Consider the following 12,907-nt stretch of genomic DNA (forward strand, 5'->3'; position numbering starts at 1 on the left):
ATCTGCCGCAGTTCTACAATTTGGGCATACTAACTCGTAGCCTCCCATCTCCCAATTATACCTGCCAGCCTAGACTCCCTATCCGTGGTGCTTAGATGGCCGAGGTAATCTACCAGCCCCATGTCTAATCGCGATCGCGAGTCTCAACCAGTTGATGAACTCTCTTGGCTATCTATGGGAAAGTCACCCTTTTCCTTACCTTTAAGCCTGACCTTTTCCCGTGAGCATCTCAGTCAACTATTAGATGATTTACCCGTTGCAGGGCTACTGATTGATCCGCACGGTCAGCTTTTGGCCACCAATCAATCGGCTTGCGATTTATTTGAGATGAGCTCACCCGAGCTGCTGGAGCGATCGCTCACCCAATTATTGGTCACTCCCGAAAATCCAGAGCATGGGGTTTTGACGTTTCCCATTCAGGCCTCATGTTACGGCCTTGTGAACCTCCAAAATGAGCATCAACAATCGCGATCTCTGTCTTTTTCAGTGATCGCCCATGTGGGAGAAAATATTCATTTATTAATGCTGCAAGCAAGTCAACCAGACTACTTTCAGGGATTACAACTAGCCGCCGCGATCGCTCCCACTCTCCAGCCTGAAAAAACTTGTTATACCCTCGCTGACACCGCCGCACAACTGCACTTACAAAGTGTCGCACTCAGCGCCTGTGCTGACGCTATTGTCATTACCGATCGCCATGGGCAAATTGAATGGGCCAATCCCGCCTTTACCCAACTCACGGGTTACAGCCTGGACGAAGTCATCGGCTATGACCCGCGTGACTTGGTTAACTCCGGACAACAAGATCAAGCGTTTTTTCGCCAACTCTGGCAAACCATTCTCGCCGGCGAAGTGTGGCGCGGCGAAATCATTAACCGCCGCAAAGATCAGAGCCACTATGTCGAAGAGATGACCATTACGCCGGTATATAACCAGGCCGCCGAAATCACCCATTTCATCGCGATTAAACAAGACATCACTGAGCGCAAAATTGCTGAGCAGCGCCAGCAAGAATTGACGACCCAAGTCAACCAATACGCCCAAACGTTAGAGCAAATTAATCAAGCGTTGCGCCTGAGCGAGCAACGCTATCGCCACGTGATCGACACCCAAACCGAGCTACTTTGTCGATTGACCCCAGATGGCACGCTGACCTTTGTAAATGAGGCATTTTGCCGCTTTTTTCAACGCTCGTCTGCGGATCTGATTGGCAGCAGTTTTATTGACCTGGTGCCACCCGAACATCAGGCGCAGGTGCGGCAACAAATTGGTGAATTGCAACACCTATCAAGCGATCGCCCCATCGTGACTCATGAACACACGGTTGTCGGGGCCGATGGCCAAATCGCCTGGCACCAGTGGATTAACCGCGCCTTTTTTGATGATGACGGTCAGCTTACCGAGATTCAGGCCAGCGGTCGCGATATTACGGACTATAAGCAGGCTGAGCAAGCCTTGCGCGATCGCGAACGCCAACTCAACCTCTTTTTTACGCAATCGCTCGACGGCTTCTTTTTTATGATGCTAGATGAGCCCATCGCGTGGCACGACAGCAATCTTGATCAAACTGCAGCCCTGGACTATGCGCTCACCCATCAGCGAGTAACCAAAGCCAACCTGGCTTTTTGTGAGCAATATGGCTTTAGTCAGGTCGAAGACATGATCGGCCTCACCCCCGACGATGTTCTAAACCATGATCGCGCCACGGGCCGCGCCATTTTTCGGCAATTGTTCGATGCGGGACGCCTTCATATCCAGACGCACGAACGACGGGGCGATGGCACTCTGATGTGGATCGAGGGGGACTATCAGTGTCTGTACGACGACCAGGGACGAATTACCGGGCACTTTGGCGTGCAGCGCGACATCACCGAGTTGCACAATGCCATTGATGCCTTGGCTGAGAGCGAACAGCAATATCGGCTATTAGTCGAAAACCAAACGGAACTTATCCTCAAACTCACGCCCGATCGCCAGTTGCTGTTTGCCAGTCCGTCCTATTGCCAACTTTTCAACAAAACGCTGGCAGAGTTAGTCGAAACCGATTTTCGCCCGCCAGGGCATCCGGCTGATCAAGCTGCCGCGCAGCAACAGTGGGAGACCCTGTGGCAGCCCCCACACACCTGCCGTCTAGAGCAGCGGACCCTCACAAACCAGGGGTGGCGCTGGTTGTCTTGGTCAAACCAAGCCGTATTAGATGAGGCGGGCAACGTGACGGCAGTCGTGGGGGTAGGGCGCGACATCACAGATCGCAAACAGGCCGAGCAAGAATTGCAACTCTCTGAGCAGCAGTTTCGCAATGTGCTCGAAACCCTGATGATGGTCGCCATCATGACCGACTCACAGGGGAATGTGTTGTTCGCCAATGACTATTTGCTGTCATTGACGGGCTGGCGACGGGATGAGGTGTTAGGCCAAAACTGGTTCTCGATGTTTTTGCCTGCCGAAATCCGGTCAGAGCTACGGGCGCTCTTTAACCGGGCAATCAATACGACCGAGGGGGTCGCTGATTTTCCGGCATATCGCGAGAATGACATTGTGACGCGGACGGGCGATCGCCGTCTCATCGCCTGGAACAATACTGTGCAGCGCAACGCGCAAGGTGAGGTCATTAGCGTCACCTGCATTGGCGAAGACATTACGGAGCGAAAACGGGCAGAACAGTCCATCCGTGATTTATCACAGCGCCTGTCGCTCGCGACAGCCTCGGCCCAACTGGGCGTTTGGGAGTTAAATTACCAGACCGGTCAATTAATTTGGGACCAACGCACCTATGAAATTTACGGCTGCGCCCCGGGGATGGCGCCCCCCAGTTTTGAGGCCTGGCTGTCCACTTATGTTTATGCCGAGGATGTCGAGTTAATCGAGCGCGCAGCTCACGCGATTGAGCAAGGCCAAAACTATTTCCAGGTTGATTTGCGAATTGTGCGCGCTGATGGGGAAATGCGTTATGTCGAGGATCACGTTACCGTCATCCGCGATGATGATGGCCAGGTGCTCAGCATCCTCGGGCTCAATCGCGACATTAGCGATCGCAAAGCCAGCGAAAACAATATTCAACAACTCACGAGTCGCTTACAACTGGCCACCCAGTCTGGCCACATCGGCATTTGGGAATTTGCCCCCGACACCAATACGATGTGGTTTGACGCCCGCATGGCAGAAATTTATGGCTGGGAGCCGACTGCGAGAGAGGTTGAATACGATGCTTGGGCCACAGCGATTCATCCCGAAGATGCGCATGTTGTAGACAGCGAACTCGCCGATCTGCGCGGCAATGCCGCCGAAATGCATAAGGAATATCGGATCATTCGCCCTAGTGGTGAAGTCCGTTACGTCGAAGACCACGCCATCATCATTCGCGACGAGCGGGGGCAATTGCAGAAGATGATCGGCATCAACCTCGATGTGACCGATCGCGCCCGCAGCGAGCAGGCCATCCGAGAAACCTCACAGCGACTGGAGATCGCCAGTGACGCGGCCCAATTTGGGATTTGGGACTGGGACATCGTGCACGAAACCCTGACGTGGGATGAACGGCAGCATAGGATTCACGGCATGTCTCCCGGTGAGTTTGACGGCACCTACGCCGCCTGGCAGCGCCTAGTGCACCCAGATGATTGGCCCGGTTTGCTGGCAGCGGCAGAAGTGGCGCTACAAAAGGATGATATTTACAATGTCGAGTTTCGCATCATCCGCACTGATGGCGCAGTGCGATATATCGAGACTTACGCACAGATTTTGCGCAATGCGGCGGGGCAACCCATTCGCATGATTGGCGTCAATCGCGACATTACCCATCGCCACCAAAAAGAAGTCACGCTGCAAGAGACAACCCAGCGCCTTACCCTCGCCACCGAAGCGGCCAAATTAGGCGTGTGGGAATGGGATATCGCCAGCGATCGCACCTATTGGGATGAGCGGATGTATGAAATCTACGGCATCGACGCCGCCGAACACTCCGGCTCTCACCATGACTGGTACAACCTGATTCATCCTGAGGACCTGACGATTGTCGAGCAAGAAATTGAGGCTCAGGAGCAAGGAGCAAAAGGCTTTCACTCCGAGTTCCGGATCATGCGGCCCAGCGGTGAAATTCTCTATCTCGAGGCCCATGGCCAATTTATTCGCGATGAAAACGGGCAAGTGGTGCGGGTGTTTGGCGTTAACGAAGACATCAGCGATCGCAAGCGATCGGAACTCGAACTTGCCGAAGCCCATGAAATTCTCCACGCCTTGATGCAAAACTCCCCCGCCATCATGGAACTCTATGACGAAACGGGGCGATATCACAAAGTCAACGCCATCACCGCTGAGTTTCTAGGCAAACCCGCCGCCGAAATTGAAGGCCAACATTTTGCCGACCTGCATTCTCAAGAAGTTGCCACCCTCTTCATGGCTCGCATTCAGCAATTGGTCGCCACTCAGCAGCCCCTCGTCATCGAAGATCGTCTCCAGAGTGAGGGCCAAGAACGAGTCCTACAATCGGTGCTCTTTCCCGTCTTGTCGCGACCTGATCAGCCCCAATTATTAGGGTTAGTCGCCACTGATATCACCGACATTGTCCAGGCGCAAACGCGGCTACGCCAACAGGCCGAGCGCGAACGCCTCTTGCGCGAGTTGACCGAAAACATTCGCCGCAGTCTTGATCTCAAGACCGTTTTGCAGACGGCAGTGACACGGATTCGTGAGTTCTTGCAGACAGATCGTGTCCTGATTTATCAGCTGGCCGCCGATCGCAGTGGCGAAATCACCGTGGAGTCGGTTGGTGACGAGTGGATGTCAGTGCTAGGCGAGACCGTGCGCGATCCGTGTTTTGCCGATCGCTGGATAGAGCGCTATCGCCAAGGCCGCATCAGCCAGGTCAACGATGTCAGCACGGCTGAGATGCGGCCCTGCTACCGTCGTTTCTTAGAGCATTATCAGATTCGGGCCAATTTGGTGTTGCCCTTAGTGGTGAATGAGCAACTGTGGGGCTTGCTGTGCATTCATCAATGTCGTAGCCCTCGGCACTGGCAACCGGACGAAATCGAGTTTGTACAGCAACTCTGTGGACAGGTCGAAATTGCCATTCAGCAAGCCCAGCTGCTGGCCGCCTCACAAAGCATCGCCCAGCGAGAACAACTGCTCAATGAAATTGTCAGCAGTATCCGCGACAGCCTAGACTTGCAAGAAATTTTGGCACAGGCCACGCAAACTTTGCTGGCGGTCTTTCAAGCGGGACGCTGCGTCATTGCCCTACTCAAAGCAGAGGATGACTCATTTGAATATTTGGCCTCCTCCTCCGGACCTGGTATTGCCCCCTTGCAGGGACAGGAAGTAAGCCTACAAAGCTGTCGGCAAATGGGGCCAATCCTCTCGCAAGCGACCCCGGTAGCAAACCATGACGTGGCTCAAGACCCACAATTGGCCGCCGTTGCGGATAAATTGTCGCAGCTACAGGTTGGGGCCATGTTGACGGTGACGATTCGCCACAACGACCAAATCAAAGGCTTGCTCTGCATCCAGCATCCTGTGGCGCGGCGATGGACTGACCAGGAATGTGCGCTGATCAAACAAGTCGCCGACCAATTAGCGATCGCCATTCAACAAGCCGAGCTGTATCAGCAAGCCCAAACCGAGCTGCACCAACGCCAGCGGCTCGAAGAACAATTGCGTCATGATGCGCTGCACGATAGCCTCACTGGGCTGCCCAATCGCGCGCTGTTTTTAGAGCGGCTGCAACTTGCCCTGCGACGCTATCAGCGCCATCAGCATGATGCGGCGGGCATGTCCTCAGCCTACGGCGCCACTGAGTTTGCCGTGCTGTTTTTAGACCTCGATCGCTTTAAGGTGATCAACGACAGTCTCGGCCATGCCGTGGGCGATCAGCTATTACAGTTCGTTGCCGAAAGACTCAGCCACTGTTTACGCGATATCGATATTGCCGCCCGCTTAGGAGGCGATGAGTTCGTCGTTTTACTCGAAGAATTACATGAGCCGCAGTTTGCCGTTGAGGTCGCTCGACGCATTCACAATGTGTTGGAACTGCCGATTTTTCTCGACGATCGCGAAATCTTTATTCGGGCCAGTATTGGCATCACTTTTAGCAGCAAACACCACACATCGCCAGAACATATTGTCCAAAATGCCGATATCGCGATGTACGAAGCGAAGAAAAGCAACAGTGAATATATTGTGTTTGATGCCTCAATGCATGCGATCGCCCTAGAGCAGATGACGCTGGAACATGATCTGCGCCATGCGATTAATCGTGAGGAATTTCGGCTCTATTTTCAACCCATTGTGGCCTTATCGTCGGGGCGGATTGTCGGCTTTGAGGCACTGGTGCGCTGGCAACATCCGACCCGTGGCCTGCTCTATCCGCGGGCCTTTGTCGAAGTCGCCGAAGAGACTGGATTGATCGCCGCCATCGACCTCTGGGTGCTAAATCAGGCTTGCCAACAGCTCAGTCAGTGGCGGCAGATGGGGGCAGAATTCCAGGATGTGACGATCAGTGTCAATCTGTCAGGACGGCAATTTTCGCAACCCGACCTGATTCAGCAAATTGACCATGCCTTGGCGGCTGCCAACTTGACGGGGCGATCGCTCAAACTCGAAATTACCGAGAGTGTACTAATCACCAACAGTTCCCTAGCGGTGCAGACCTTAAATGAGTTTCAAGCACGCAATATTGCCGTCTGTATGGATGATTTTGGCACTGGCTATTCGTCCCTTAGCTATCTGCATCAATTCCCGGTCGACATTTTGAAAATTGACAAATCTTTCATCCTAAACCTGAATGCCCAAAAGACCGATCCGCGCGATTATGAAATTGTCAAAGCGATCATTAACCTGGCCCTCAACCTCAATTTGGAAGTCATTGCCGAAGGCATCGAAAACCATGACGTGCTGGTGTATTTGCAGAAGAATAAATGTCAATTTGGCCAGGGCTATTACTTTGCGCCCGCTTTAGCGACCGAGGCGGCCACGGCACTCTTACGGCGACCCTCGTTTTAAGCCATCAGGGGCAAACCGTTGCAGATTATTGCTATTCAGTGCCAAAGCCGATGACTTCAGTCAGATTGAAAGGCATAGACGCTTAAGCTGTGAGAGTAATGGTTGCCATGACCTCGACCACCATCCCCGCCGTTTATGGGCCAGTCCGCTCATGGCGATTTGGTCAATCTTTAGGCATTGATCTACTCGGTGCAATCTCGACCTGTTCACTGCATTGTCGCTATTGTCAGCTCGGCGAGATCGAGCAGCTCACCTGCGATCGCGCGGAGTTTGTGCCCACCGAGCAAGTCCAGACCGAACTACAGCAGCTCGACACTGACAATAGCGCGATTGATGTGGTCACCTTGAGCGGCAGCGGTGAACCGACCCTGGCGAGCAATTTAGCCCCCGTGATCGACATCGCCCGCGCCCAACTACAGCGCCCGATCGTCGTGCTGACCAATGGCACCTTGTTGAGCGATCGCGCCGTGCGTCATGATTTAGCTGCTGCCGATATCGTCGCCGTTAAAATTGATGCCGTCGCCGCCGACCAGTGGCAAACCATCAACCGCCCTGTGGCGGGTCTCAACCTCGATCAGGTGTTGGCCGGCATCATGACCTTTCGCGAGCAGTTCCAAGGGCAATTTACGATTCAGACCATGGTGATGGAACCCTGGCGCAAACTGGATATCGAACGCTACAAAGCGGTGATTCGCGCTTTGATGCCGGATGAGGTGCAACTAAATACGCCCCTGCGACCCCGCCCCTTGACCCATCAACTTGAAGCCCGGGGCAACCATGATGCCCCCCCTGATGCGCAATGGCGGCAGCCCCGATGCGTCTCAGCTGAGGTCTTGACCGCCTTGGGCGATCAACTACAGGCCGATTTGGCAATGCCCGTGCGCCATCGCTATGAGGCCGCATCCCTCTCACATCATTAATCGCCAGCGGGGCTGACTCATGGATCACTGGGCCGTGCGCGATCGCTTTCTCAACCTAGAGACGCGCTGGTTTACCCTCATCGGCGAACACCTCGAAACCGTTCAGGGCGACCGGCTGGAATATTGGCGGGTCGAACGGGCTCACTCCCTGATTGTGTTGCCCCTGCTGGCCGATCGGCTACTGCTACCCGAGCCGACATACCGGCCAGGGGTGGGCATGGCGACGTTAGACTTTCCCGGTGGCCGCGTGCCGCCCGAGCAGCCCTTAGACACCGACGCCCGACACATTTTGCACCGTAAATTGGGCATCAACCCGACTCACTGCGTTCAACTCAAATTACTAAATTCAGACGGTTGGCCCGTTAACAGTTCGTTTTCTAACCAACGCCTGTTTGGCATGGTGGCCCAACTCGCGCCGTCCGGCGAGCCGACTCATCCCTATCGCCATTACCCCAACCATGCCCATGGCATAGAGCAGCTGGCCGAGCTATTAACCTGTCTGCAATGTCGAGCAGTGCTGCGCGAATGGCAAACGCTGACCGTCCGTCCCCCTGCCCTCTAACTACTCACCCTAACTATCGGGATCAACCGCTAAATCAACGGCCAACTCATCTTGCAGCCAGTTAAATATCTGTTGCCGCTCGCCCGGGGTCAAATAAAAGCACCCCGTCCGGCGCAGGCGATCGTTGATGTCTTCCATATCTGCCGCAGTAAACAGGCCAGCGGTATTGGCAATATTGCACAGCAAATCGTCGCGCCCCTGCTGGTCAAGATTGTCGTAGCGATATCGGGCCAGTTGTTTGCTCAAGCGATGCCACGTCGCCTCTCCCCACGCTAACAGCTGTCGGCGCTCGGCTGGAATCCGTTCGCCCGCTGCGATTTTGGCGTAATCGGTATCCAGAATATCTAAATGAACGATGTGAGGTTGCTGAGTCACAAGCCAAGAAGTCGTAGTATCTTCACACACATTACTCTTGCTATCGCTAAGAGCTGTGAATCTAGGTGCAGGTCGCGATCGCCTACATCTAACTTGTTGATAGGGTAGTGTACTTTATCTTGCGCCGTCCGGACTCTTCAGAAAAAACTCAAGGTCTGGATCAGGCGGCGGCCTCGCTCGCGAACGACCGAAGACTCAGCAAAGAGCGGGCCATAAAGGGCTCACTAACGCGATGTCAACATTACGGATCATTTCGGTTAGTCAGAAGGTATTACAACCTCGTGATAATTTCAAAACTGTAGACAGTTGAATTCCATTACGGGGAGAATCGCACGTGCTGGCAGCTTCTAATCATTCCACTCAAAGCATCGAAGCCACTCGCGAAGCTTGCAGTGATTACGTCGCCCACCTGCAACTACATATGGCGCTACAGGCGAAAAATCTGGTACCTTCGCTGGCACAAAACAGCGATCGCCGGGAGCACTTACTGCATCAAACCCAGGCTGATCTCGAAAAAATGATTTCGCGCCAGGGCTTCTAAACGCCGCAGTCAGTCACATCATTTTTGTTAAGCGCCGTGGAGTCTCTAGACTCCACGGCGCTTACTACTTCATCAGCAGAGAACAACCGAAACGCCTCCAGGGGACGGGGCCCTTGAACTGAATTCGATGCATTCGGGTGATCCGGCAGGGACCCGTCCCCTTCTAGGATGACCGACAAAAATGGTCAACTACAGGCGCAGCAGCCAGAGCCCGGTGAACGTCATGCCGGAATCATCGGGGCGCACCAGCAAAAAATGGAGACCCTGGGCTTGCTGTTGACGATCGCGAAACTGCTGCCCCGCCGCTGCAACCTGCGAGTCTTCAAACGTGGTGAGCACCCAGCGATCGACCAACCCCGCTTCGAGAATGACGCCATCCGGCGCACCGGGAATGTAATTCAACGCAGCTGGCTGTTGTTCGTGAAGCCACTGCGCCAGGGGCAGCGATCGCCGTCCCGCGTCAATAATCACGCCGGGAATCGCCGCTGTGCTCGGCAGTCCGAGCTTTAGCGGCAAAAATTCCTCCGGCACCGACTGAAAGGGCATCGGTTCGTAAACGAGACTCTCTTGCAAATCTTGAGCCGACAAGCTGCCAAACCGCCACTGCTCGCCCCACAAATTTTCGGACATCGGCACGGGCGCAGGCTGTTCGAGCGCGATCGGCTCATAGGGTTCGCCACTGTATTCGGGTTGAGCCGGATACCACTGCGATCGCTGCACCAGCCAGCGCTTCAAAGTCGGAGTATTGCGACTGGGGCGCACAGTTAATGACCAGCCCTCGGCGGCAACCTGCAACAACGACAGGCACTGCGGGCGAAAAACCCGAATCTCTGCGGGCGACTGACCGGACTTTTGTAGAGCGGTGGCTAACTCCTGTTGCAACCAAGCCGCATTGACAGCAGCTTGGGGAGCCGTGGCACCATAAGTAAACTCAAAGGCGCGATCGCACACCAGCAATTCCCACAGCGGTTGACCGTCTGCATTACGCAACGGTCGCCGATAACAATCCACTTCCCAAATGACCATCGGTTTTCTGCGCTCCGTCAAGCCACATGGCCAGCTTTGAGTGGCAAAGGCCGCGACAGATCATCCAAGTAGGCCCGCATCACGTATTCCGCCACCATGCGATCGCTGTTAAAGTTGGGCGCATTTGTGCGAATCGACGCCTTCATCATGGCAATCCATTTGTGGGGAATGCCGTGGCGATCGCGCTCATAAAACAGCGGCGCAATCTCCCGTTCTAGCAGCGTGTACAGCGAGTCCGCATCGATTTGGTCTTGATGTTCTTGGTCACTGGTGTCCACTTCTTCGCCAATGGTCCAGCCATTGCTCGGCTGTCCGGCCCGTCCGGGCTGATGCCCCTCACACCACCAACCATCGCCAATGCTGAGATTGATGACCCCGTTAAAGGCTGCCTTTTGGCCGCTGGTGCCACAGGCTTCCGTGGGACGACGCGGCGTATTCAGCCACACATCGACGCCATGCACCATCAGTTTGGCGGTAAACAGGTCGTAGTCTTCGATAAAGGCGACGCGATCACGCAAAGCCGGATGCCGACACCACTCCATCAACCGCTGAATGATGCGTTTGCCCTCGTCATCACCAGGGCGCGCCTTGCCCGCAAAAATAATTTGAATCGGTCGCCGCGCGTTGGAAAAAATCCGAATCGCCCGCTGCAAATCCTTAAAAATCAACGCCCCTCGCTTGTAGGGACTAAAGCGTCGCGCAAATCCCAACGTCAACACATTCGGGTCCAGCAGCCGCTCCACGGCCATGATGTCGTCCTTGGCTTCCTTCCGCTCTAACCGGGAGGCCAACACCTGCGATCGCGCATACGCAATCAGACGCTCCTTCAAAATGCAGTGCCGCCGCCACAACTCCCGCTCCGGAATCGCGTTCACGTTTTGCCAAATTTCTTTGCTGGCGAGATGCAGTTCCACATGGGTCCAAATATCCGTCGTGTTCATGTGTAGCTGTGACCAGTTTTTGCCCAAATGCTGACTGTACAAGTCCACCAAAAGGGGGGCCGTCCAACTGCTGAGGTGGGCACCATTCGTCACATAGCCAATGGGCACTTCTTCCTCCGCCTTGTCGGGATACAGAATTTGCCACATTTCACGCGACACTTTGCCATGGCGCTGACTCACGGCATTGGCCTGACGGGTCATCCGCAGCGCCAGCACCGACAAGCTAAACGGTTCCCACGGATCGCCAATGCGGCGTGCCCCCAAATTCAAAAACTCTTCGCGCTCCAGTTCGAGCTGCGGCCAGTAATGACCAAAAAACGAATCCATCATGTCGGCGGAGAAGGCATTGTTGCCATCAGGCACCGGAGTGTGGGTGGTGAAGACGGAGCGATCGCGCACCCACCTTTGCGCTTCATCAAAGGTGCTGCCCGCATATTCCATCTCTAGGCGCACCACTTCCAACAGAGCAAAGGCAGAGCTGCCCTCGTTGATGTGATAAACCGATGGCTCAATTTCTAACGTGTGGAGCACCTGCACGCCGCCAATGCCCAGCAAAATCTGCTGCGCCAGCCGGGTTTCCCGGTTGCCACCGTAGAGTTGGCCGGTCAACTTGCGGTCAATGGGGTCATTGTCGGGGCGATCTGCATCCAGCAAATATAAATCCACCCGACCAATTCGGGCTTTCCACACCTGCACCCGCACCGTCCGCTGGCGCACCGTCACCTTGACCGTCACCGGCTGACCATATTCATCGCGCACCAGCTCCAGCGGCATGTGCTCAAAGTCGTTGTCGCGATAAAAGTCTTCTTGCCAACCGCTGCGGTTTAACCGCTGGCAAACGTATCCTTGCTTATACAACAAGCCCACGCCGACCATCGGCACCCCTAAATCAGAAGCCGACTTGAGGTAATCGCCCGCTAGCACCCCCAAGCCACCGCAGTAGGTATACAGCGATTCGTGAATGCCGTATTCCATACAAAAGTAGGCGACGGGCTCTTCAGGCGTGAGGTGTGGTGCCACGCGGCGGCCCCAGGTCGATCGCTCCCGCATGTAAGCGTCAAAATGATTAGCGAGTACCTGTAACCGTTTCAAATAATCGGGATTTTCGGCCACTTGCGACAGCCGCTCATAAGACACCGCCTCTAACAAAGCGACAGGATTGTGGTAGCAGTTTTGCCACACCGTTGGCTCAATGATGCTGAACAGTGACATGCGATCGGGCGTCCAGCTCCACCAGTAGTTGTAGGCCAAATCAGCCAGCCGCCGTAACGGTGAAGGCAGTTTCTTTTTGAGTTGACTGATGGGATTCATAAATCGATAGCAACCGATGCCAGGAAAACTGTAAACAAAGATGTGGCCGAGCTTGCCGCCAAGAACAGGAGGGAAAAGAGTGACACAGCTAGGGCACCACATCGTTGCCCATAAACCCGGGCAACCCCAATAAACAGCCAACAAATTGTGCTGCACTCACTGCCGCGCAGCCTGTCAAAAGCTGTCATTTTTTCTAGCCTAACGCGGATGCTTACTGCAGGATCATGGATTC

General features: G+C 54.6%; 7 protein-coding genes. 4 read left to right on the plus strand and 3 right to left on the minus strand.

All coding sequences use genetic code 11. From position 1 onward, the window contains the following. Positions 1-120 precede the first annotated feature (120 nt). The 3 genes from DYY88_RS03830 to DYY88_RS03840 all read left to right on the plus strand — a co-directional run bounded on the left by DYY88_RS03830 (position 121) and on the right by DYY88_RS03840 (position 8,481). Positions 121-6,999 carry a bifunctional diguanylate cyclase/phosphodiesterase gene (locus DYY88_RS03830; protein ID WP_084606967.1) on the plus strand — a complete coding sequence of 2,293 codons (6,879 nt, stop codon included), beginning with the start codon at positions 121-123 and terminating at the stop codon, positions 6,997-6,999. A 98-nt stretch (positions 7,000-7,097) separates the two neighbouring features. Next, complete coding sequence (locus tag DYY88_RS03835) at positions 7,098-7,919, plus strand: radical SAM protein (RefSeq protein WP_039725628.1); 822 nt, start codon at positions 7,098-7,100, stop codon at positions 7,917-7,919. 19 nt (positions 7,920-7,938) lie between these two features. Then, positions 7,939-8,481, plus strand: a complete 543-nt coding sequence (locus tag DYY88_RS03840) for a hypothetical protein (RefSeq protein ID WP_039725629.1) — start codon at positions 7,939-7,941, stop codon at positions 8,479-8,481. Positions 8,482-8,490: 9 nt separating this feature from the next. Here DYY88_RS03840 and DYY88_RS03845 read toward each other — a convergent pair whose 3' ends face one another. Next, positions 8,491-8,856 (minus strand): hypothetical protein, encoded by a 366-nt coding sequence (locus DYY88_RS03845; RefSeq protein WP_084606968.1) that lies wholly within the window; start codon positions 8,854-8,856, stop codon positions 8,491-8,493. A gap of 334 nt (positions 8,857-9,190) precedes the next feature. Between DYY88_RS03845 and DYY88_RS03850 the strand changes: the two genes are divergently transcribed. Further along, positions 9,191-9,397, plus strand: a complete 207-nt coding sequence (locus DYY88_RS03850; protein WP_039725631.1) for a hypothetical protein — start codon at positions 9,191-9,193, stop codon at positions 9,395-9,397. 189 nt (positions 9,398-9,586) lie between these two features. Here DYY88_RS03850 and DYY88_RS03855 read toward each other — a convergent pair whose 3' ends face one another. Continuing rightward, complete coding sequence (locus DYY88_RS03855) at positions 9,587-10,423, minus strand: Tab2/Atab2 family RNA-binding protein (protein WP_039725632.1); 837 nt, start codon at positions 10,421-10,423, stop codon at positions 9,587-9,589. Positions 10,424-10,440: 17 nt separating this feature from the next. After that, the gene (glgP, locus tag DYY88_RS03860) at positions 10,441-12,675 is read right to left on the minus strand and encodes an alpha-glucan family phosphorylase (RefSeq protein WP_039725633.1); all 2,235 of its coding nucleotides are present in this window, start codon (positions 12,673-12,675) and stop codon (positions 10,441-10,443) included. Positions 12,676-12,907 lie beyond the last annotated feature (232 nt).

The sequence above is a fragment of the Leptolyngbya iicbica LK genome, from assembly GCF_004212215.1.
GTDB classification, from domain to species: Bacteria; Cyanobacteriota; Cyanobacteriia; order Phormidesmidales; family Phormidesmidaceae; genus Halomicronema; species Halomicronema iicbica.

What these genes read in the sequence shown, in the direction of transcription:
- DYY88_RS03830 (WP_084606967.1), top strand. Translation starts at nt 121, where the DNA reads ATGTCTAATCGCGATCGCGAGTCTCAACCAGTTGATGAACTCTCTTGG.
- DYY88_RS03835 (WP_039725628.1), top strand. Translation starts at nt 7,098, where the DNA reads ATGGTTGCCATGACCTCGACCACCATCCCCGCCGTTTATGGGCCAGTC.
- DYY88_RS03840 (WP_039725629.1), top strand. Translation starts at nt 7,939, where the DNA reads ATGGATCACTGGGCCGTGCGCGATCGCTTTCTCAACCTAGAGACGCGC.
- DYY88_RS03855 (WP_039725632.1), bottom strand. Translation starts at nt 10,423, where the DNA reads ATGGTCATTTGGGAAGTGGATTGTTATCGGCGACCGTTGCGTAATGCA.
- glgP (WP_039725633.1), bottom strand. Translation starts at nt 12,675, where the DNA reads ATGAATCCCATCAGTCAACTCAAAAAGAAACTGCCTTCACCGTTACGG.